The organism is Candidatus Poriferisocius sp., assembly GCF_965214065.1.
Classification (GTDB): Bacteria; Actinomycetota; Acidimicrobiia; order Acidimicrobiales; family Bin134; genus Poriferisocius.
This window is the reverse complement of sequence record NZ_CBDCAT010000024.1, coordinates 1-22,007: the sequence shown is the minus strand read 5'-3', so window position 1 is coordinate 22,007 and position 22,007 is coordinate 1. Positions and strand designations below refer to the sequence as shown.

Annotated in this window: 18 protein-coding genes, 1 tRNA gene and 1 pseudogene; 8 read left to right on the top strand and 12 right to left on the bottom strand. The window is 65.1% G+C overall.

The annotated features are described in order from the left end of the window. Positions 1-20 precede the first annotated feature (20 nt). Entirely contained in the window at positions 21-389 is a 369-nt protein-coding gene (locus ACOOGG_RS02095) for a hypothetical protein (protein ID WP_420431796.1), read from the bottom strand. Positions 390-462: 73 nt separating this feature from the next. Here ACOOGG_RS02095 and ACOOGG_RS02090 point away from each other — a divergent pair, with 73 nt between their 5' ends. Continuing rightward, positions 463-2,517, top strand: a complete 2,055-nt coding sequence (locus ACOOGG_RS02090; protein ID WP_420431794.1) for a fibronectin type III domain-containing protein — start codon at positions 463-465, stop codon at positions 2,515-2,517. A gap of 891 nt (positions 2,518-3,408) precedes the next feature. Here the strand turns inward: ACOOGG_RS02090 and ACOOGG_RS02085 are convergent. Both ACOOGG_RS02085 and ACOOGG_RS02080 read right to left on the bottom strand, forming a co-directional pair. Continuing rightward, on the bottom strand, positions 3,409-4,494 hold the full coding sequence (locus tag ACOOGG_RS02085; RefSeq protein ID WP_420431792.1) for an IS110 family transposase: 1,086 nt from the start codon (positions 4,492-4,494) through the stop codon (positions 3,409-3,411). Positions 4,495-5,120: 626 nt separating this feature from the next. Then, positions 5,121-5,417 (bottom strand): hypothetical protein, encoded by a 297-nt coding sequence (locus ACOOGG_RS02080; RefSeq protein ID WP_420431790.1) that lies wholly within the window; start codon positions 5,415-5,417, stop codon positions 5,121-5,123. 232 nt (positions 5,418-5,649) lie between these two features. On the opposite strand from ACOOGG_RS02080, the gene ACOOGG_RS02075 reads away from it, so the two are divergent. Next, entirely contained in the window at positions 5,650-6,933 is a 1,284-nt protein-coding gene (locus ACOOGG_RS02075) for an IS256 family transposase (RefSeq protein ID WP_420431788.1), read from the top strand. On the opposite strand, the gene ACOOGG_RS02070 is transcribed toward ACOOGG_RS02075, so the two are convergent. Together ACOOGG_RS02070 and ACOOGG_RS02065 are read right to left on the bottom strand one after the other, a co-directional pair. Beyond that, on the bottom strand, positions 6,900-8,147 hold the full coding sequence (locus ACOOGG_RS02070) for a tyrosine-type recombinase/integrase (RefSeq protein WP_420431786.1): 1,248 nt from the start codon (positions 8,145-8,147) through the stop codon (positions 6,900-6,902). The genes ACOOGG_RS02075 and ACOOGG_RS02070 overlap by 34 nt on opposite strands. Before the next feature lie 151 nt (positions 8,148-8,298). Beyond that, positions 8,299-8,373: transfer RNA gene (locus tag ACOOGG_RS02065), tRNA-Arg, on the bottom strand. 349 nt (positions 8,374-8,722) lie between these two features. Here ACOOGG_RS02065 and ACOOGG_RS02060 point away from each other — a divergent pair. From ACOOGG_RS02060 to ACOOGG_RS02040, 5 genes are all read left to right on the top strand, one after another. After that, entirely contained in the window at positions 8,723-9,538 is an 816-nt protein-coding gene (locus ACOOGG_RS02060; RefSeq protein ID WP_420431784.1) for an enoyl-CoA hydratase, read from the top strand. A gap of 228 nt (positions 9,539-9,766) precedes the next feature. Further along, the gene (locus ACOOGG_RS02055) at positions 9,767-11,113 is read left to right on the top strand and encodes an MFS transporter (RefSeq protein ID WP_420431782.1); all 1,347 of its coding nucleotides are present in this window, start codon (positions 9,767-9,769) and stop codon (positions 11,111-11,113) included. 46 nt (positions 11,114-11,159) lie between these two features. Then, on the top strand, positions 11,160-12,263 hold the full coding sequence (locus ACOOGG_RS02050) for a hypothetical protein (protein WP_420431780.1): 1,104 nt from the start codon (positions 11,160-11,162) through the stop codon (positions 12,261-12,263). Positions 12,264-12,272: 9 nt separating this feature from the next. Then, on the top strand, positions 12,273-13,172 hold the full coding sequence (locus tag ACOOGG_RS02045) for a 1,4-dihydroxy-2-naphthoyl-CoA synthase (protein WP_420431778.1): 900 nt from the start codon (positions 12,273-12,275) through the stop codon (positions 13,170-13,172). Between the two features lie 115 nt (positions 13,173-13,287). After that, positions 13,288-14,037: an SDR family NAD(P)-dependent oxidoreductase gene (locus tag ACOOGG_RS02040; protein WP_420432059.1), complete on the top strand. Its 750-nt coding sequence runs from the start codon at positions 13,288-13,290 to the stop codon at positions 14,035-14,037. Between the two features lie 61 nt (positions 14,038-14,098). Here the strand turns inward: ACOOGG_RS02040 and ACOOGG_RS02035 are convergent, their stop codons facing one another. From ACOOGG_RS02035 to ACOOGG_RS02005, 7 genes are all read right to left on the bottom strand, one after another. Next, positions 14,099-15,292 carry an amidohydrolase family protein gene (locus tag ACOOGG_RS02035; protein ID WP_420431776.1) on the bottom strand — a complete coding sequence of 398 codons (1,194 nt, stop codon included), beginning with the start codon at positions 15,290-15,292 and terminating at the stop codon, positions 14,099-14,101. A gap of 47 nt (positions 15,293-15,339) precedes the next feature. Beyond that, positions 15,340-16,119 (bottom strand): CPBP family intramembrane glutamic endopeptidase, encoded by a 780-nt coding sequence (locus ACOOGG_RS02030; protein WP_420431774.1) that lies wholly within the window; start codon positions 16,117-16,119, stop codon positions 15,340-15,342. A 16-nt stretch (positions 16,120-16,135) separates the two neighbouring features. Continuing rightward, a complete protein-coding gene (locus ACOOGG_RS02025) occupies positions 16,136-16,900 on the bottom strand; it encodes an SDR family NAD(P)-dependent oxidoreductase (RefSeq protein ID WP_420431772.1) in 765 nt (254 codons plus the stop codon). A gap of 13 nt (positions 16,901-16,913) precedes the next feature. Further along, positions 16,914-18,299 (bottom strand): CoA-binding protein, encoded by a 1,386-nt coding sequence (locus ACOOGG_RS02020; protein WP_420431770.1) that lies wholly within the window; start codon positions 18,297-18,299, stop codon positions 16,914-16,916. Continuing rightward, on the bottom strand, positions 18,251-19,069 hold the full coding sequence (locus ACOOGG_RS02015) for an acetate--CoA ligase family protein (protein ID WP_420431768.1): 819 nt from the start codon (positions 19,067-19,069) through the stop codon (positions 18,251-18,253). Before ACOOGG_RS02015 ends, ACOOGG_RS02020 begins: the two co-directional genes overlap by 49 nt. A 148-nt stretch (positions 19,070-19,217) precedes the next feature. Further along, positions 19,218-20,090: an amidohydrolase family protein gene (locus tag ACOOGG_RS02010; protein WP_420431766.1), complete on the bottom strand. Its 873-nt coding sequence runs from the start codon at positions 20,088-20,090 to the stop codon at positions 19,218-19,220. Beyond that, the gene (locus ACOOGG_RS02005; RefSeq protein WP_420431764.1) at positions 20,087-21,481 is read right to left on the bottom strand and encodes a phenylacetate--CoA ligase family protein; all 1,395 of its coding nucleotides are present in this window, start codon (positions 21,479-21,481) and stop codon (positions 20,087-20,089) included. The genes ACOOGG_RS02010 and ACOOGG_RS02005 overlap by 4 nt, the downstream gene beginning before the upstream one ends. A 93-nt stretch (positions 21,482-21,574) precedes the next feature. Here ACOOGG_RS02005 and ACOOGG_RS02000 point away from each other — a divergent pair. Next, positions 21,575-22,007, top strand: a pseudogene (locus tag ACOOGG_RS02000) (amidohydrolase); the annotation flags it as partial.

The following is a 22,007-nucleotide window of genomic DNA, read 5'->3' as shown; positions in this document are numbered from 1 at the left end:
ACGCCGGTCTGCGATACCGGCTATGACTTGAAGAGGTACACCCTCGTCGGCCAGAGCGTCTTGGAAGTATGCGAGCGCACCGTGGGAACACCGGCCTGCGGCGACGGGTCGCCCCCCAACTCCAACAACAAGTGCGCCACCACCACCTCCGAGATAGCGACCTGCGCCAGCGGCCGCCCGCGAAACGGCAAGTGCGCCACCACCACCTCCGAGGTCGCCACGTGCGCCAGCGGCAACTTGGTGTTCGGCAAGTGTGCAACCACCGTAGATACCGGAACTCCGATCTGCGCCAGCGGCAGCCTGCGAAACGGCAAGTGCGTCACCACCACGACCACCGCGGCGTCATGGCGGTGCGCCTCGGGCAAGCTCGGCACCGGGGCTTTCGGCATCCCCGTTTGCGTAGAAACTCAGGTGGCCCAATGCCCAGCGGGATACGTTCTTCTTTGGGGAGCCTGCATCAACGTGTCCGCTCAAACCTCAACCAGCAAGGTCTGCCCCAGCGGCTACAGCAAGAAAGGCGACTTCTGCTACCGGCACACCGTCGCCACCCCCTACTGCACGTCGAGCGCGGCTGCCCTCGACTCCAACCGGGGCACCTGCACGACCACCAGCCGGACAAACCCGACATGCGCGAAAGGGTCCCTGTCGGGCAATAGATGCACAGACACAGCCCTCACCGACCCGGACTGCGACAGCGGCGAAACCCTCCAGGGCAACTACTGCGTCAAGACCACCTACACCGACCCGGACTGCGACAGCGGCGAAACCCTCCAGGGCGACTACTGCATCAAGACCACCTACACCGACCCGGAATGCAAAATAGGAGACGAGTCGGCCGGCAAATGCGTCCACACGCGCCCTCCCTCGTCGGTGACCTACACATGCGCCGACAACTCGACCCCCAACACCGACAACGAATGCACCACCAAAACCCGGCCCGCCTACACATGCAACGAAGGCAGCACCCGGTCAGGCACCAAATGCAAAACCCGGCCCGCCTACACCTGTGACGAAGACAGTAGATTGTCAGGCACCAAATGCATACACAGACAACGAGTCACCTACACATGCGACGACGAAACACCCCCCAACGCCGACAACAAATGCGTCACAACCACCACAGACCGCAAACCACACACAACCACCACCAAACACGACCCGCACAACTGCCCAGCGGGATACCAAAACTTGTCACTACCACTACCATTAATTTACTTCGTGTATACATCTGCAACTCCTGAAGTCATGACACACGAACAACTGAACGAATTTTACAAGAGCGGAAAAGTTGCCTCTGCCAATCCTGGTGAGTGGGAACAACTAGACAATAACCATGATTGCTATAAGGCCATAGAAGACAAGGGTACAACTGGAAATATCCTAAATGTGTTCATTGACATAGGCGAGACCATCTCGGACGGTTTGAAAACAGCATATGACGCAACAATGAAGGCTATCTGCACCGAGACAGGGCAATTCCTAACAGAAAACTTGGTTACACTAGGAGCTACAGTGTTCACTGGTGGAAACGCTTACGTCGCTATAGGAACATCGTACATAATTGACAAAGCGCTCGAATATCAGTGTTCGCGACGGCGAAGCAACTACGGCACACATCAAGACGCGATACTCAAGTCGGGTTGTACTTCAGACGGCAAGTTCACTGCATCGAATGTTACTGGCATGTCCATCAACTACGTTAGCAATAGCCCCTATAAGACTCTCTACGAACTTGCAGGCAGCCTGTTCTTGGGCGAGTTCCTTGAAAAGGCCTGCGATGCACTTAGCACCAACCCAGACGCTACGCCTACACCGCCGCCTCCATTCCGCACGCCAACCCCAACCCCAACCCCTAATCCTGACGACACTTCTGGGGATTCCAAGCATGATACAGTTTCGAACCCTCCTGGACCTGCTTCGGATTTGTTGCTGACTGCTGGAGACAAGCAGATAAAGGTTTCTTGGACGGCGTCGTCGGATACGCCGGCTGCGGAGTTCGGATATCAGGTGCAGTGGAAGCAGGCCTCCCAGACGTGGGACCAGGCCGAGGCAGCCGCCCAATACAAGGATCTAGAGTACGGCTCGGATCTGGCCACTTCGCACACGATTACGGGGCTTTCCAACGGTTCGCCCTATGAGGTGAGAGTGGCGGCTTTCAACGCCGGAGGGTTCTCGAATTGGATAGACGGTACCGCTTCTCCGGCCAAGCCGACGCCAACCGCTACGCCGACACCGACGCCTAGGGCGTCACTGGTATTCGAGTCGGTCTCGTGTTCGCGGACGAGTTCTGCTTGGGTAATCTCTGTGTCTTGGGCCAAGTCTCCGGCGAACCTGCCGGTTCAGGTGTGGGTGACGGAGATCAAGAGCGGCGGGCATCACGAGAACAGGCCTGAAGCTGCTGGCGCGTCGGCGGAGTTCGAAGTTCCCAGCGCCGGTTGGTATGACATCGGCACTCAGGCAAAGCCTAAGGGCGAGAAGAACAAAATAGGCGATACCGAGGTGGAGCGCTGCAGCTGAACTTCTACTTGATTGCCGAGGAGATAGAGCTTCGAGGTCGTAAAGGCCGGTACGGTGGTGACCATACCCTGCTCTTGGCTCACCATACCTGTCCACAATTTCCGATCTTGACTTGTGATACTTCCAGCGTCCTGTCAGACAAAGCGGACTGCCCTGCCGCTTGATCCCTGGACCGGGCACCTCGCCGGGAGCCGTTCCTTATATGATTGACTCCCGGCCAACGGAGGCCACAACTGAATCTGCTGTTCGACGTATGCTGGGAGAGCTTAACAAGGGGTGTCTTCAGCAGCTGGCAGATTGCGATGCTATACGGACAGACTCTCGTTGATATAGTGTAGAAGGCAGTAAGGGCCAGCTGCTATTGCAAAGTGATTTAGGAAATGTTGGGAGCAATCGGTGGAATCATCTGGAAGCAGCAGCGATAGAGGCCCGCTCGGGCCTCCGCCGCTCGTGAGCCTCGTTCAAGTCGTTGTTGTTTTGGCCAGCTTGCGGGTGGGGCTTTGGTTTATACCCCTGTCGGGCCCGTGGGATTTGGTCATTTGGGTCGGCGTAGGCGTGCCTTTGGCGGCGGTGGTTCACCGCTACAACAAAGCCCGCTACGGGGCTGCCACACGCCCGCCCATGTGGGCAAGAAGGAAGAAATGAGGGTCCCCAAGCCTAAGCCCTACCAGAGCGTTCTGGTCATAGCGGCAGTCTCTACCATATCGAGTTGGCCACCGACACCGTTCATTCTGTCCGCCATTGCCATGTCGCTTTTGGTCGCCGCTTATTTGTACCGGCTGGAGACAAGAACCAAACACAGCAAACTACGCTTGGGACGCCGAAAGGACTCGTAGCTCCTTAGGTCCCGCTGGACAAACCGAGGGAAGGGGTCTGTCGGACGCTCCCTTGTCAAGCGGCGTGTGCGAGGGGTTGTTTTCGGGTTTGTTCGTCGCGCCACATTCGGCGTATGACGCGGTTGGCGAGGTGGCGTTTGTGGGCTCGGCGGGCTTCGCGTCGGGTCTTGCCTTCGGCGGCTTTGCGGGCGAGGTAGGCGACCGCGTCAGGCTGTTGTCGGGCCTGGGTGACCGACGCGATGTGGAGCACGCTGTTGATGCGCCGGTTGCCCCGAAAGTCGCGGCGGTGTTTGATTGGGTTGCCTGTGCCTTCACCGGAGGAAAGCGCGACGGCGCCGGTGCCGCACCAGCGGGCGAATTTGGACTCGCTGCCGAACCGGTGGGGGTCTCCGACCTCGCACACCAGGGTGGCTGCTGAGATGGGGCCGATGCCTGGTTCGTCGCGCAGGGTGGTGCCGTGACGGTCGAGCAGCTCGTCGATGAGCCGTTCCAATCGGCGGATCTCGCTGCGGGCGGCGCGGTCTTGGTCGATGAAGTTCTGGAGCCATGCGAGCCGGTACGCGCCCGAGGGGGTGGCCGCACAAGCGGGGTCGATGTGTTCGAGGCGCCGTAGCCGGCCTTCGATCTTGCCGCCGGTGTCGAGCTGGTCGCGGACCTCGGTGGGGAGCTTGGAGATCTGGTCGGCGGTGTGGTGCAGCATGAGTGTTCTGGCTGCTACCAGGGCTCGGCGGTGCTCGAGCACCGCTTCGATCTCGGCGACGAGCGGGTCGTAGACCTCCAGTGCTTGGACGGGTCCCAGCTCGGGCTCGGCCAACAAGGCGCGCGCTGAGGCGACCGCGTCGACGGCGTCGGTCTTTTCCAGGCGCCGCGAGCGGCGCTGGGCCGCTGAGCGCGACGCGGGGACCTCGCGGGCGTCGAACCCTGCCGCGCACAACGCGATCGCGACGTGCGCTCCCCATTTGGCCGAGCCCTCGACGCCGACCTGGCGGACGGTGTGAGAGTCGAGCAAATCGATCGCCTCGCCGTAGCCGGCCGCGGTGTTCGAGAAGGTCTCACAGACGATCTCGACGCCGTGGCGGTTGACGATGCCGACGGTGAAGGTGTCTTGGTGGGGGTCGATGCCCCCGACTGGAAATGTCATGCTGTGCTCCTGCTGGAAGTTATGTTCCGGTGGTCCGGGAACCGCAGGAGCGCTTCGTCACAACCGAGTCGAGATGATCAGGCTCCCTTCAAGACAAAAGCGCTCCTGCCGGCCCCACACTCGACGCGACACGTCTGACAACAGGCACAAGGCCAATATCTTGTGGAGTCAACGCCGAGCGCAGGACCGGACCGTAACCCCCCGGCTGAGGGCCCCGGCAGACCCAACAGTGACACTCGGATTTGTTGTGGTTGGGCTCATGCGGTCATCGCACTGATTTGGCCGTTGGGGTCGAATTCGCCGCGGCCGTCGCCCTCGAAGGGTGGAGGTCTGCCAGCCCCAGAAAATCGCTGGCGCACTCCATGTCGAACCATGAGCCATTCGACGAAACCGCACAGAGCGAACCTGGAACCGACGACCTCAATGAGCCAACCAAGGTGCCCAGCCCAGCCTGAAACACCCCAGCACACAGAATCACCACAGGCCGAAGCTCCCATCGAGCACCAGCAGCGAACAGAGGGCGATTTCCGTCCACACGCCTGCACCAAGGTGCTGCGTCGATCTATGGCGCTGCGGCTAGGAGCCGATTCGGTGTTGTTGGATCAGGGTGCAGCTTGCGGGCCCTGTTAGCGAGGGCTCTGTGCAGCTGAGAAGCGAATGGCATCGAGGCGCCGAACCGTGATCCCGGCCGCGTCCGCGACCTCGAAGCGGCTGTGGCCCGCTTTGAGGGCCTGCTCGATGAGCTTGGCGCGATGGGCGCGGGCATCGTCAAGGCGGGACTGCAGCTGCGTCACAGCCTTGGAGTTCGCCTCCAAATCCCTGAGCTGAGACGACCCCTCCAGCCGGCGCTGGCGCTCCCGCCGGCGAAGCTCCTTCTCGGCCGCGGCGAGCTCGGAATCGCTGAGTATCCGTATCGGCTCCATCTGAACAGTATAGCTATTCGCCGTTGGGATATGCAGTGTATGGCGGGGACTTTAGTGCAAACGTGTGGAACTGATTCGGCTCGCTGTTCGCTGCGGGTTGGGGGCTTGAGCGGTCTTTGCTGGTTGGCTGTTGGGGATTCGGCTCTGTGCTGGGGTCTGTCAGGAATTTTGTGTATCGGGCGTGATCTGAGGGTCCGCGGTTTGGTGCTGCGGGCCGGGAAGGATCATGTCTATGACTGATCAGGATATGCCGGCGGTGTCGGCGGACGAGGCCGCCGGTGAGGCGGCGATGCAGGACTGGGCCGAGCTGTTGGTCGAGCGGGCCCGCGCCGATGGCGTGGATCTGACCGGCGACGGGGGGCTGTTGACGGGGCTTGTCCGCCAGGTCCTCCAGACGGGCTTGGAGGTCGAGATGGCCGACCATTTGGGCTATGAGCGCCACGCCCCGGAGGGCCGGGGGTCGGGGAACTCGCGCAACGGCTCTTCGCCCAAGCGGGTCACCACCGAGATCGGCGAGATCGACCTTCGGGTGCCGCGCGACCGGGCGGGGACGTTCGAGCCCGTCACGGTGCCCAAGCACCGGCGCCGCTTGGACGGTTTGTCGGGCAACGTGATCAGTCTCTATGCGAAGGGGCTCACCACCGGCGAGATCCAGGCGCACCTGGCCGAGATCTACGACACCTCGGTGAGCAGGGAGACGATTTCGAAGATCACCGACGAGATCGTCTCCGACATGGCCGTGTGGCAGAACCGCCCCCTCGACGCGGTCTATGCGGTTCTGCTGATCGACGCGATAGTGGTCAAGGTCCGCGACTCGCAGGTCGCGAACCGGCCCGTCTATGTCGCCATCGGCGTCGATCTCCAAGGCGAGCGCGACGTCTTGGGCCTGTGGCTGGGCCCATCGGGCGGCGAGGGCGCCAAGCAGTGGGCGGCCATGCTGGGCGAGCTCCGCAACCGGGGCCTGGCCGACGCGTTGATCGTGTGCTGCGACGGGCTCAAAGGCCTGCCCGACTCGATCCGCGCCACCTGGCCCGACGCGGTGGTGCAGACCTGCGTGGTGCACATGGTCCGCAACAGCCTCAGGTACGCGTCCAAGACGCACAGGGGGCCGATCACCCGATCAATGCGGGAGATCTACACCGCCCCCACCGTCGGGGCCGCCGAGGCACTCTTCGAGGCCTTCGCCGAAGACTGGGAGGACACCTACCCGGCCATGATCCGAGCCTGGCGCAACAGCTGGACCGAGTTCACACCGTTCCTGGAGTTCCCCGCCGAGCTGCGCCGCGTCGTCTACACCACCAACGCCGTCGAGAGCCTCAACGCCCGGTTCCGACGAGCGGTCCGGCACAGAGGGCACTTCCCCAACGAGCAGGCCGCGATGAAGATCCTCTACCTTGTCGCCACCGCCAAACGAAAGAACCGCAGCAACCTCACCGGCAAGACCAACGGCTGGAAGGCCATACTGAACACGCTGACCGTCCACTACGGCGACCGGATCGCCGACCACATCAAATGAAAACCATCACGCCCGCATACACAAAAAATCTGACAGACCCGGTCAGCCCGCCGGGGCCCTTCTATGGCTGTTGCAGGTATTGGGCCCATTGGTCCATGAGCTGGCGGCGTTTGGTGTAGGCGTCGCCTCGGATGTAGGCCTGTTGGGTTGAGTCGCCGAGGGCGTGGGCCAGTGCGGCTTCTGCGACTGCCCAGGGGGTGTCGGTTTGCTCCAGTGCCCAGGTGCGGAAGCTGGCTCTGAATCCGTGGACGGTGGCACGGTCGGCGAGGCCGGCGTCGCGAAGGATTTTCGTGAGCGTCATGTTCGACAGTGGGCGGCCGGCTCTGAGGGGGGGAGGGGAACACCAGATCGGAGCCGTCGTGGTTGTCTTTGGCGCGGTCGAGCAGGTCGAGGGCGGCGTCGCTGAGGGGCACCCGGTGCTCGGTTGCGGCTTTCATCTTGTCGGCGGGGATGCGCCACTCGCTGGCGGCAAAGTCGATCTCTGACCATGAGGCGTTGCGGGCCTCCCCAGAGCGGGCCGCGGTCAACACGGCGAAGCGCAGGCACAGCTTGGCCGACGCCGATGCTCCGGTGCGGTCCACCACGCCGAGCGCGTCGGCGACCTCGACATAGGGCAGGGAGCGGAAGTGGGCCTTTACGCGCGGCATGGGCGGCAGTGCGCCGTCGATGACCTCGCCGGCCACGTTCACTGTTACATAGCCGTGGGCCTGGCACCAGCGCAACACGGTGCGGATCCTCTGGCGGACCTTGCGGGCCGTCTCAGTGCGCGTCGTCCAGATCGGCTCCACACACCCCAAAACGTCGGACTGGGTGATGCGGTCCACGGCCATGTCGCCGATGGCCGCAAAGGCGTGGTTCTCCAGCGACGCCCACCACAAAGTCGCGGTCCGCTCGTTGCGCCACCGGGCCCTGTTCGCCTCCCACACGATCCTCGCCGCCTCTCTGAACACCGGCACGTCGCAGCGGCGCCTGTCGGCGAGCGGATCGCGCCCGTCGGCGGCGGCCACGCGGTGCTCGTGCGCTTTGCGGCGGGCATCGGCCAGGCCCACCGCGGGCCAGCCGCCCAAGCCGATCTCTCGGCGGCGCCCGTCCACGGTCAGGCGCAGAACCCAGCACCTCGACCCCGATTTGTACACCCGCAGAAATAATCCGCGCCCGTCATGGCGCTTTCCCACACCGGCGTTCTTGACTTCTACAGCGGTCAAAAGCGACATTCCCATCCCCCAATCCATCCCCCACTTTCTGGGGGATAGCCCGGCAATTGCTGAGAACAGCCTACCACCCTGAACTGACAGAAACGGTCGCTAAGCTGGGACAACAGAGATCAACTGGGACCATCGAGCAACTGCTGAGAACACCCGGAAGCGCCCACGGCAGGATTCGAACCTGCGACCTTGGACTTAGGAGGTCCCTGCTCTGTCCTGACTGAGCTACGTGGGCGGGCTGGCGCGTTGTGTGGCGCGTATTGGAACGGTAGCAAGGCGGCGGCTGGTTTTGGGGGTGTGGGGTTCGGTTTAGGGCCTCAGGGGTGATTGGCCAGTCGATTGGCGCAAACGTGCCGTAGATGCGGGCGGGGCCTTTGCCGCCGCTTTTCTTGGTTTTGCCCGGCTTGACTGTAGTGTTGGCGCGCCGAAGCGGCAGATACCACCGTTCGCCGTTGCCGTCTTCTGCCTCCTCGCTCCCGCGGGGCCAGACGATGCCGGCGGCAGCCACCTTGGGCGCGGCTGTTTGTCTTGGGTATGGGGGCTGAGATTCCGCCCGGAGCCAGCGGCTGATACCGTCGCCTGCTGTGACCTCCGCAGACGAATTCGTACTGATCGACCACCCTCGGCCCGAAATCGCGCTGGTCACGCTGAACCGGCCCGAGCGCATGAACGCCATGGCCTTCGACGTGATGCTGCCCCTCGCCGATGCCCTGCGGGAGGTCAACAACGACAACAACGTTAGAGCGGTGGTGGTCACCGGCGCCGGTCACGGCTTTTGCTCCGGTGCCGACTTGGTCAGCTCGGGCCGGGTCCCCTACATCGAAGGCCTCACTGTTTCGACGATCGCCCACCGGGCCGCCGACCGTCTCCACGAGGTCATCGAGCTGATCGGCGACCTGCACCAGCCAGTGATCGCGGCCATCAACGGCGCGGCCATAGGCGGGGGGATGTGTCTCGCTTTGGCCTGTGACATACGCATAGCGTCAACCAAGGCCTACTTCCGGGCTGCCGGCATCAATAACGGCCTCACTGCGGCCGAACTGGGTCTCAGCTTCACTCTGCCCCGGGCGATCGGGTCGTCGCGTGCCTTCGAGATCATGCTCACCGGACGAGACGTAGATGCCGACGAAGCGTCCCGCATCGGCCTCGTTAGCGAGACGGTGCCGCCTGCCGACCTGCTAGAGCGCTGCTACGAGATCGGCACCCGCATTGCCGCCTTCAGCAGACCCGGCACCGAGCTCACCAAGCGGATGCTCTGGGCCGGTTTGGAGGCATCCAGTTACGCGGCCCACATCCGCTCGGAGATGAATGCCCAACTGCTAGTGCGAATGACCACCCGCAACTTCGAGGAGGCGGTGCTGGCCCGTTCCGAGAACCGCCCACCAGTCTTCGAGGACTGACGCCTTACTACCCCAAGTCCGAGGTGCCCCGGACGGCGATGACAGCGTTGGGGACGTAGGCGGCAAAGGCGTTGGCACCCTCACTTTGGTGCATGAGGCCGGTGTGAAGGCTCTAGTGGTGTCCTCGGGATCGTGAGGCAGGGGGTGGCCGTCGCCCGACTCGAGATGGCTGAATCCCACCGCGTTTTCCGGTTGGAAATCGCAAGCACACCGATAGGCTGATCGGCAGTGGCCGAGAACGCCGTCGGGTGGCTAGAAGATGACGACGGTGGAGTCGTGGGCGGTCCCTTGATCGAGGCTGGGCCGCAAGGGCGCGGCCTGGGTGCGGCCCGAGCCTTGCTGTTCGGAATGCTGTTCATACAGGTGGGCGGCGGCCTCCAGGGAGTGCTGCTCGGTGTGCGAACCGAATCGGAGGGATTCGGCCTGGCCGTGAGCGGCATCGTCATGGCCAGCTTCTTCTTCGGATTCTTGGTCGGGACCCGCCTGGCCGAGCATTTTCTGGCCGCGGTGGGCCACATCCGGGTGTTCGCGGCGCTGGCCTCGACGGCCTCCGCGGTGTCCATCCTCCACCTCTTGTGGATCAACCCCACCGCCTGGGCCCTTTTGCGGTTGGTATTCGGCGTGTGCATAGCCGGTGTCTTGGTGGTGGTGGAGTCGTGGCTCAACGACATGGCCACCAACTCCACCCGGGGGCGACTGCTCTCGATGTACATGGTTTCGTCGATGGGCGGGCTCACCCTCGGCCAGTTGCTGCTGAACGGCGCCGACCCCGAGGGCTTCGAGCTGTTCGTGATCTCCTCGGTGCTCATCTCCGCCGCGCTGGTTCCCATCACGTTGTCGGCCACCAGCGCTCCCCCCCTCACCGTGCCCGAGCCGCTGTCGATGCGCCAGCTCATCTCCTTGGCGCCCCTCGGCGTGCTCACCGCCCTGTGTGCTGGCATCAGCCACGGAACACTGCTCGGGTTGGGCGCGGTCTACGCCGCCAACGAGGGACTGCCAACGTCTCGGATCGCCCTGTTCCTGGTGTCGGCCACTGCCGGGGCCATGGCCTTCCAGTGGCCGCTGGGGTCGTTGTCTGATCGGGTGTCGCGCCGCGCAGTGATCTTCGTGGTTGCCGCCGCGGCCGCATCCATTGCCGGGATTATGCCCTTGGTTGAACCAGGGTCGGCTCTGTCGCTGGTGCTCATGTTCTGCTTCGGAGGCGCCACCTTCCCCCTATACTCGCTGGCCCTTGCCTTTGCCGGCGACCGGGTGCCGACATCACAGCTCAACGGCGCCAGCGCCGCGCTGGTGCGAACCGCCGGAGTCGGCTCGATTCTCGGACCGGTGATCGGTGGTGTGGTCATGGCGCTGACCGCTCCCTGGACATTCTTCCTGGTGCTGGTGGGCGCCCATGCGGTGGTGGTGGCCTATACCGGGTGGCGGATTGTGGCCCGAGAAGGCGTGCCGGTTGACGAGCAGGGCGAGTGGGCACCGTGGCCCATGCGGGCGTCGGCTATGGCAGTTAATCTGCTTCGCCGCCCGCCGCGGCCCTTCACCAGAAACGGCGGGTCTGGCCCCGGCAAGGTCGCCTGACCATTTATCTGTAGCTTGTTTCAAATATTTTCCCTATATTCCATGTATGCCCACTGTGGGGATGGATGCCGAGGCGGCCTTTGATCTGGCCGTTGACTATCTGGCAGCCGCCGACGAGATCGACCTGCGGCGCCAGCGTTGGGCCGCGGTGGTAGCCGAGGTCGAGTACTGGCTAGGCGGCGAGCAGTACCCTGTGGAGCTGTCGCTGGGCGGGATCGCCCAGCAGCTTCGGATCGACTCTGGCGACATCTCCCAACGAGCCCAGATGATCCTGCTCGGTCCCGAGGGGCTGAACCTGGCGCTGTGGGCCATCGAGATTCTGCGGGAGGCTCCCGAGGCGTGGGGCGGCGACCACATCGTGTCGCGTGGCGACTTGGAGGGCTTCGTCACCCGCACCGACGAGCTGGGGGAGGCCTCCCGGATTATGCTCACCAACCCCGCCCTGTTCACCATGGTGGACACCGCCAGCAACAACCGCGACTACCTGGCCAACCCCGACGAGGGCTTCCATGCCAGCGGAGGCGACGGGCGCATCAGCCTCGACGATCTCGATGCCTTCGAGGCCAAGATTTCGGCCTACACCACCTTGTTGCCCTATCTGGCCGCCATCGACACCGCCGCCGAAGGCGACCCGTCAAAGGCCGACCGGTTCTTGTCCAAGGCCGACTTCGAGGCTATCGCCGCCGACGCGAGCCTGCCGCCGGAGGTGCGGGAGGCGGCCGCTGCGGTCATCGCCCACGGCGCCTACCACCGCAAGGACGGGTTCGGCTGGGACGACGTGGGGTTCTGGGCCATGGAGGCGGCCGGGGTACTGCCGGTGGTGGGCGAGATCGTGGACACCACCCGAGCGCTGTACGCGCTGAGCCAGGGCGACTGGCGCTCGGCTCTGGTGTTCGCCGGGAGGGTGGCCATGCCGCTGGGGACGGGCAAAACGCTGAGCGCGGCTCGGGCGCTGGTGGAGATGGGCCGCCGCCGGGCATTCAAGGAGATGCAGTACTACACAATCACCCAGTCGGCGGACAAGGCCAAAAGGAAGCTGTCCAAGACCGTCCGGAAAAAGGCAACCGACAAGGCCAAAGACACCTACCAGGACTGGCGAGACGACTCGCCTGGCGGATTCGAGTACCTTCGCCAGCCGCCTCGCCCGTAGGCTTGTCTCATGGTATCGGAGCTGTTCGACGCCGGGCTGTGGAATCCGGTGGAGGGGTTCGACCTCTCCGACGTGACCTATCACCGAGCCGTGAACCAGGCCACCGTGCGAATAGCCTTCGACCGGCCGGAGGTGCGAAACGCCTTTCGGCCCCACACGGTTGACGAGCTGTATCGCACTCTGGACCACGCCCGCATGAGCCCAGATGTGGGAACCGTGCTGCTCACCGGAAATGGTCCCTCGCCGACCGACGGCGGCTGGGCGTTCAGCTCGGGGGGCGACCAGCGAATCCGGGGAGCCGACGGCTACCAATACGCCAGCGGGGAGACGTCCGACACGGTTGACGGTGCCCGCACCGGGCGGCTGCACATCCTGGAGGTGCAGCGGCTCATCCGCTTCATGCCCAAGGTGGTGATAGCGGTGGTACCAGGGTGGGCAGCAGGCGGCGGCCACAGCTTGCATGTCGTGTCCGACATGACCCTGGCGTCAGCCGAGTACGCCATGTTCAAACAGACCGACGCCGATGTGGCCAGCTTCGACGGCGGTTTCGGATCGGCCTACCTAGCCCGCCAAGTGGGCCAGAAGCGGGCCCGGGAGGTGTTCTTCGTCGGCAGGGCCTACACCGCGGCCGAGGCCTATGAGATGGGCATGGTCAACGCGGTGGTGCCCCACGCCGAGCTGGAGCAGACCGCGCTGGAGTGGTCCGCAGCGGTGAACGCCAAGAGCCCCACCGCCCAGCGAATGCTGAAATTCGCCTTCAACCTGATCGACGACGGCCTAGTGGGCCAGCAGGTGTTCGCCGGCGAGGCCACCCGCCTGGCCTACGGCACCGACGAGGCTGCCGAGGGGCGGGACTCGTTCCTAGAAAAGCGCGACGCCGATTTCTCCCAGTTCCCTTACCACTTCTAGGTCGGTCTTGTACTGGCTCTAGGGTGCGGCCATGGCCGACTCCCCCGCTTCCGACCCCGCCACCGATCCAAGTTTTTCTCCCCGACCTGATGCCGCGTCACTGGACGCCGCCCAGATGTTCGACCTGTCGGGCCGGGTGGCCATCGTCACCGGGGGCAGCCGGGGCATCGGCCTGTCCATCGCCCACGGCTTCGCTGCCCAGGGGGCCAAGGTGGTGGTGGCCAGCCGCAAGGCCGACGCCTGCAGTCTAGCCGTGGCCGAGATCGCCGAAGCCGGCGGGGAGGCCTTGGCCGTGCCGGTCCACATGGGCGATCTCGACAGCGTTAACCAGCTGGTAGACACCACCCTGGGGCACTACGGCCAGATCGACATCGTGGTGAACAACGCGGCCAACCCGCTGGGCCTGCCCATGGAGCACATCACCCCCGAAGCATGGGAAAAGTCGTTCACCGTGAACCTGCGAGGGCCGTTCTTCTTGTTCCAGCGCTGCCTGCCCGCGCTGTTGGATTCCGACCATGCCTCGGTCATCAACGTGATCTCCGTGGGGGCCTACATCCCGGCGGCCGACACCTCCATGTACGGCGCAGCCAAGGCTGGCCTGTTGTCGTTCACCCGCTCTATGGCCGGCGTGTACTCGCCCCAAGGCATCCGGGTGAACGCCATAGCCCCCGGCACCGTAGACACCACCATGACCCGCAACACCGGCCCCGAGGCCATGGCCCGCATGTCCGACCTCAGCCAAATCGGCCGCATCGGCCACCCCGACGAGTTAGTCGGCGCCGCCCTGTTGTTGGCTTCCGACGCTGGCAGCTACATCACCGGCCAATGCATAATCGTCGACGGCGGCTTCATCCCCGCGAGGTAAAACAGGCGCGACATTCTGCAAGTACTACTTTCAATTTGTGCAGAGTTAAGCGGAGCTTGGGTTAGGCGACTTTGAACAGGGTGGCGGCGTTTTCGCGCATGATTTGGCGCTGCTCTTCGGCGGGGCGGTTGGCGATGAGGTTGATGAAGCTGTTGGGGTCGGCGATGCCTTCAGGGTGGGGGTGGTCGGAGCCGAACAAGACCTGGGTCGAGCCAATGCGGTCAGCCAGGGCCTCTACATCGTCTTCGGGGTAGGGGGACACGAAGCAGCACTGCTTGAAGATCTCGCTGATGCGCCCGGCGGGGCGGCCGGCGGGCCAGGGGCCGAAGCGGGCCATGCCCTTCTTCTTGTCCATCAAGGTGAGCAGGTAGTGGACCCAATCGGAGCCGTTCTCGATGCTCAAGAAGTTGAGGTTGGGGAAGCGAGCGTGCATGTTGCCGTACAGAAGCGCCCCGAACGTCTCCATGATGGGGCGGTCGCCGTGGAGGAAGGCCCACTGGAAGGCCGACATCTCCCTCACGTTGGCTACCGGGTCGTCGCCCATGCGCACGGCCAGGTCGCCGTAGCGCAGATCGGAGATGTGGAACGCCACCGGGACCTGCGCCTCGTTGAGGCGGGCCCAGAACGGGTCGTAGTAGGGGTCGGCGATCGAGCGGCCCTCGCCGCCCCACGGACACGGCCGCAGGTGTACGATGCGGGCCCCGGCTTCGAGCACCCGGTCGAGCTCGTCAACGGCATGCTCCCGGTCGAGCAGCGACAAAAGCGGCGGGGTGAACAGGCGATCTTGGTGGACGTATCCCCAGTCGTCTTCCAGCCACCGGTTGAAGGCCCGCAGGTTGGCGTAGGTCTGCTCGACGTCGTCCACCATGTACTCCTCCACCGAAACCCCGAAGGTGGGGAGCAAGATCGCCCACTCCACGCCCTGCGAATCGAGCAGGTCGAGGCGGGCGTCGGGCTGCTTGTAAGCCGGAAGCATGTTCTCTGCGGTGTAGGCGTCGCCCCAGCTCAGGTCGGGGTTGTCCCGCTTGGCCTTGAACATCTCGTACATGGAGCCGGGCGCATTGGTCTTGTCGAACTTCACGTGCATGAAGTTGTAGGGCCGGTCCCCCACCTTCACTTCCCACTCCCCGTCGGCCCTTTGGCTAGCGGTAATGGCCTTGTCCTGGCAACGGGACTCGATGTGGCGGCTGAAGCAGTCGGGTGCCTCGTAATAGTGGTTGTCGGAGTCGAACGTGCGGTAGCCGAGGGTGGCCATGGGGTTCAGCTTAGGTTTTGGTGGTGAGGTGACGGGCAGCCCAGCGGCTACTGGATGCCCAAGACGAGCAAGTCGATCGTCAACGCGACGGCGAAGTGGAGGGCGGCGCCAAGATAGACGGAGCCGGTGCGGAGGCTGAGGAAGCCCAAGACGGTGCCAGCAACGATGGAGCCGAGGGCTTCGGCCAGGGGTTTAGTCAAGTGGATCATCACGTAGGGGATAAGGGCGATGAACACGGCCATGACGCCGAAGCGGCGGGCGAGGCCGTGAACCAGCACGCCGCGGAAGAAGAACTCCAGGGCCAGGAACTGCCCGGCGTACACCGCTTGCCAGATGTAGAAGCGGGGCCAGTAGCCGATTCCGGGGGGTGGCTCGTAGAACGGGTAGGTGTCCTGGAATTCGCCGTTGAAGCTGGCCGCCACCACGAACGGCAGCAGCACCAGATAGAGACCCAAATAGAGGGGCGCGTGGCGGCGGAGTTCAGGGCCGGCCTTGAGACCGAGGTCGCGGAGGCGAGTGCGCAGCACGAAGCGGGCCACCAGAACGGCGGGCACCACGTAGACCACCCAGCGGAACAGGCCCCAGTACATGCGGCGGTTGAAACCGGCGTGTTCGGATTCGCCCAAGGCTCGCTCGAAGCGGTCGGACAGCCCGTCGAGAGCCACGCCGTCGAGGGTGACGGTAAGCCAGTCGGTGGTGGATGACAGGCCGCCGTAGCGAATGGCGATGACCGTGCCGATGGCCAGCAGGATCAGAACGACCGCGTTGCGGTCCACCTCCCCCGGGGCTGGGCCTGCGGCCCGAATCCGGCCTCCGATCCCGCTCATCGCCGGAGAGCCAGGGTCACGGGGTGAGGTACCACCCGCCGGAGATGTTGATCACTTGGCCGGTGACGTGGGCCGACTCGTCACTGCACAGAAAGGCGATGGTGTTGGCCACGTCCTCAGGCTCGGCATGTCGGCGCAGCGGGGTCTCTGCCCGGAACGACTCGTAGTACTCGGCCTGGGCGTCCACCCACTTCGATCGCACCAGGCCGGGGGCCACCGCATTCACCCTGATGTTGTGCGGTCCGCCCTCGATGGCGGATCCTCGGGTGATCTCGTTGAGGCCGGCCTTGGCCGCGGCGTACGGCCCCTCCCGGCCGTTGCCCCCCAAATAGGCCGCCACCGAGGACACGTTCACAATGCGCCCCCACTGGCGTTCCCGCATGGCTCCGATAGACCGCCAGATCAGCCACCAGCAGGCGGTGAGATCCACGGCGATGACGTTGTCCCAGTCTTCGGGGTCGAAGTCGAAGATGCTGCCCTGGATGTTGATCGCCGCGCTGTTCACCAAGATGTCCACCGACCCCATCTCGACGTACACCTCATCCATGATCTCGGCCATGTGCTCCCGGTCGCCGATGTCGGCCACCGCCGCCATCACCGGTACGTCGTAGGACTCCCGCAGCGCCTCGGCCGTCTCATTGGTGCGGCGCTCATGGTTGTCCAGAACCACGATCCCCGCGCCATAGGAGGCCAGCGTCTGACAGGTGGTCGACCCAATGGCCGCCCCCGCCGCCCCGGTCACCAGCGCCACCCTCCCGGCAAATTCATTCTCCGCAGGCATGGGGGGATGGTAGCTATCCGGCGAGGGCGCGGTTGCGGGCGTGGCGTTTGGCGGCGGCTACGGCGGTCATGGCTTCGGTGAAGCGGGTGAAGGTGGGGAGGTTGGCGTCGAGGCAGGTTTGCTGGATGCGGGCGGCGATGTCGGGTGGGGCGCAGTCGATGTTGCGGAGCACGAGGGACAGGCGGGTGTGGGGCCACTGGGTGGTGGCGGCTGCGGTGGTCTCGATGATGGGGAAGAGGCGCTCGATGCCGTCTCCGGCGTAGCTGAAAAAGGCCTGGACGTTGGTGTGGACCACCACGTCGGGATAGGGCTGGGTCGACAAGACGGGGTCGAGAGCCTGCACCAGCACATCGGGCTCCGACACCGGTCCGAAGCCGATCTCGATGGGGTTGCGGACGCTGGCCCCCACGCCGTAGCCGAGGTTGCGAAGGGCCTGCTGGCCTTGGTCGCTCACCATAGTGGTAACAAGGCCAGCCCCGTCGGCGGCATCAGTGCCCAGCACCGAAGCGCCTCCACCCACGCCCAGCACCAGGGTGTCGAGTTCTCCGCTGATGTCGGCGTCGGCCCAGCGCTGGAGATAGGCCACCGCAGAGAGCAGCTCCTCGATGGTGTCCACGATGCTGACCCCGGCTGAAGCGCTGATGGCGTCCCAGATCCGGTGGTCTGCCACCAAGGCTCCGGTGTGCGAAATCGCCGCTCCCCTTCCCTGGGCGGTTCGACCGCCGACCAGCGTCACCACCGGCTTGCGGCCCTTGGCGCCATGAAGTGCGTCGGTGAGGCGGCGGCCGTCGCGGGGATCCTCCAGATACATGCCGATAATGGCCGTGTCGGGATCGTCAACCAGCCACTCCAACAGCTCACCGGGGGTGACGTCGATGCTGTTGCCGACGGTGCATAGCTTGGACAGACGGATTCCCCGGATGGCTCCGGCCTTGACCATGTCGCCGGCCAACCCGCCGCTTTGGGAGATCATGGACACCCGCCCGGCCTTGGTGGGGGCGTTGCGCAGGAAGGTCTGCCGGCCAGCCGGGCTGTAGGCCCCCAGGCAGTTGGGGCCGAGCACCCGCACCCCCGACTGCCGGGCGGCGTTGGCCAGCTCGTCTTCCAGATCGGCCCCCACAGCGCTGGCCTCTCGGAACCCGCCGCTGATGACGTGGACAAATTGGGCCTTGCCCGCGGCCCCTCGCACCAAGTCGGCGCAGACGGCGGCGGGGACTGCGCCGACCACGTAGTCCACTTCGCCGTCGATGTCGGCCACCGATGGCACCGCGGGGATCCCGTCTACCTCCGATGCTTTGGGGTGGACGGCCCAAAGAGTGCCCGGACCCCAACCCAGCTCCTTGTAGGCGGTCAGAAAGGTGTTGCCGAAGCCGGGTCGGCTGGTGGAAGCTCCGGCCACCGCGATGCCCCGGGGGCAAACAGGGGGCCGAAGTCGGTTTTCGGTCGCTCGGGGTGCGCTTCAGTGGCTGCTTCCCGGGTGATGAGCCGGGCGTCCACTGCGATGGCGCCTTCCGGGCCGGCAATCACCGGATTGCACTCCAACTCCGCCAGGTTCTCGCCCATCTGGGCGGCTAGCCCCTCGGGTCCGGCCACGGCCAGAAGCAGTTCGATGAGTGCGTCGATGTCGACAGGTGGCTTGCCCCGAAACCCGGTCAGCAACTCGGCCCCCCTGAAGCCGGTAACCATTTCTTCGGCATCGGCGCGGGAAATGGGGGCCAGACGCAGCACCACCTCGTCCAGCACTTCAGCGAGCGTGCCGCCCAGCCCGAGGGCGGCCACCGGTCCAAACGGGGGCCGGTCCACCACCCCTACCAGCAGCTCGACCCCGGCATCGGCCTGCTCCTCCACCAGGAAACCGCCGAGCCGACCACCGGCCTCGGCCACCGCCACGGCCATCTCCGCTGCCTCAAAGTTCAGCTCATAACCCGACAATCCCAGACGCACTGCCCCCACATCCGACTTGTGGGCCAAACCTTCGCCATATCCCTTCAGCACCAGTGGCTGAGTTAGTCCATGAGCAACGACCAGGTCAGCAAGCACCGACGGGTTGGCCACAACCTCGTCGACGGCCGCACTTACACCCTTCGGAACCGTTACCCCCACCGCCGCCAACTGCTCCTTGACTTCGGGCTCTGGGACGATCATTCCCGGCACCACATCAAGGGCCACCCGGCTGAGGACATCCCGCGAGGGCGGGGGGTGGCCGGGTTCAGGGCGCCCGCCGCCCGCAGCGCCAGCGAGGAAGGTGGGCTGGACCCGGGCAGGACCCGCCGCCCGGAGGCTGCCAATTGCCCATGAGGGTGGCCCGACTTCCCTTTCATCCCAGTCGGGTGAACACCCGGCGGGCGGTACCGCCGAGCAGGTTGGCCCGGGCCTGGTCGCCAAGCTCCACCTCAGAAAGCTGGCCCAAGGCGTGGCGGTGGCCCACGGTGGGAAAGCCGGTGCCCCACAGGCACTTGCGCCGCCCAGCACCGTTCATGAACGCCACCAGCTCGGCCGACCAGTGCCGGGGTGGATACACCGAGGTGCCCAGGTACACGTTGGGGAACTTGAGGGCCATGGCGATGCACTCGGCCACCCACGGCCAGCCGGTGTGGGACAGCACGAAGCGCACCTCGGGGAAATACAGGGCAGGCCGGTCGATGCCGATGGGCACCCCGCACTCGCTGCCCATAAGCCCGCCGGAGGTGCCGGCCTGCATGACGAAGGGCACGTCGTGGGTGGCGCACAGGGCGTAATAGGGGTAGTAGTCGGCGTGGTCGAAGCGGCAGTCGAAGCTGTGGGTGTGGGTGTGCAGGCCCACGCACCACGGCTGCTCCAACATGGCGGCAGCCTCGGCAACCCCGGCCATCCCGGTGCGGGGGTCGATGGACCACTGGCCCAAGAATCGGCCGGGGTGGTCGGCGGCCAGCCGCTCCAGATCCTCGGGCTGGGCGGCCACCAGCTCGAAGTCGGTGGCCTCGGGATGGGCTGGCCGATGAGTCACGGGCAGGATCACCGCGGCGATGCCCAGCTCGTCCATGCGGTCCACCATGGTGTCGGCGTCGCAGAAGGAGTCGGTGTCGTCGGTGCGGACCTTCACCGCGATGCCCGTGGCCTCCAGGGCCGCGTTCCACACATCGGCCTGCTCCGGGAAGAACCGGTTGCACCAGTAGTCGATGGCACCATCAGCCAGCACCGATTCGGTCATGGCCGCTCGTCCTTGAACCGCACCAGCTTGGCCGCTCCCGAGGCCATGCCGGTGAGCCCGTCCAGCTCGCCGGGGCCAACCACCTCGGCGGTCATCCGCACGCTCATGACCTCCTTGATCCGGCCTTCCACCCGCTCAGCAACCGCGCCGAACTCGTCAGCGGGGGCGTCGCTGGCCACCATCACGATCATCTCGTCGCGATTGGCGGCCCGAACCGCCCGGCAGAAGAAATCCTCGGTCACCCCAGGCACATCGCTGATCACCTCGCCGATGGCCTCGGGCCACACGTTCACCCCCCGCAGCTTGACCATGTTGTCGCCCCGCCCGGCGAACGGCCCCATGCGCCGCAGCCACGAGCCGCACTCGCACTGGCCCGGCGGGTACAACGACGACAGGTCCATGATGTTGTAGCGGAACTGGGGCGAGCCGGTCTTGTATATCTCGGTGATCACCAGCGCCCCCTGGGTGCCGTCGGGCATCGGTTCGCCGGTCTCAGGATCCACGATCTGCACCACGAAGCAGTCCTCGAAGATGTGGAGTTGGCCGTTGCGCAGCGGGCATTCAATGGCCACGTTCTGCACCTCGTGGAAGCCATAGGGCTGGGCCGGGGTCACCCCCCACACCTCCTTGACCCGCTCGGCGTCGCCGATGTGGCCGCCGGGCAAGGCCCGGATGTTGAAGTCGGCCTTGGGGTCGAGGCCCATCTCCACTGCGGTCTCGGCCATCTTCAGCATGTAGTCGCCGGTGGTCAAGATGGCCGCGGCCCCGTACTCGTGGGCCAGCTCCACCTGCTTGCGGGTGGAGGTCACGTTGCCGGTCCCGGTGGTGAGCACCACGCAGTTGAGCCAGCGGTACAGCGCCTCGTCGAAGGCGTGGGCCCCATTGTGGGTGGAATAGGCCCAGGCGTTGACCACCACGTCGCCGGGGCGGATCCCTTCGGCGTACAGCGCCCGGGCCATGGTGATGGCCCCCACTTCCCGGTCCCAAGCGGTGTAGAGGGTGGGCCGGGATCGCCCGGTGGTGCCGCCCGACACGTACAGCCGCATGGGCTCATTGCGGGCGTCTTCGAGACCGATGCTCTGGTAGTCGCCCAGCGGGGGATTCTCGTTGATGGATGCCCGGATGTCGTCCACGGTGTAGGCCGGGGCCAGCCACAGGTCGTCGAGGGTGCGGAGCTGGTCGGGGTGGAACCCGGCCGCCTCCCACCGCTTGCGGAAGAACGGAACCTGCCAAGCCCGATAAGCCCGGTCTTGGAGCCGCAGGAGCTGCTTGCGGGCGATGGTGTCGGGATCTTCGAAGAATGCGGTCTCGAAATACTCCGGCGGGGGCGGGAACAGGCGCTCGATGGCCTCGTAGTCCAACTCGTGCGGGCGGCGCATCCCCGTGCTCATAGAACAGCCACGGTACCCGCGTCGGCGAGGGCGGTAATAGACCGGCCGCACCGCCGATGCACAACACCGCAATGGGCCACTACCGTTTCGGCTGTGAAAGTCATCTCGGCTGATTGCCACATCAACGAGCCGCCCCATGTGTTCGAGCGGGTGCCCGAGGAGTACAAAGACCGCATCCCCCGCATGATGCCCGCGCCCGACGGGGGCGACGGCTGGTCGTTCGACGGCGGACCGCCCAAGCGCAGCTTCGGCATTGAGGCCATGGCCGGGGTGGCCAAGAAGGACTACAAGCTCTCGGGCATGAAGTTCGAGGAGATCATGCCGGGCAACTACGACGGCGCCGCCCACTGCGCCGACATGGACCTCGACGGCGTGTGGGGCTCGGTGGTGTACCCGGCCAACTCCATCTTCACCTATCTGGAGCCCGACCGAGGTCTGGCGGTGGCCTGCATGCGCTCTTACAACGACTGGGTGCTCGACGAGTTCCAGGGCGCGGCCCCGACCGGCTGCGGGGCCTGCCCATGCT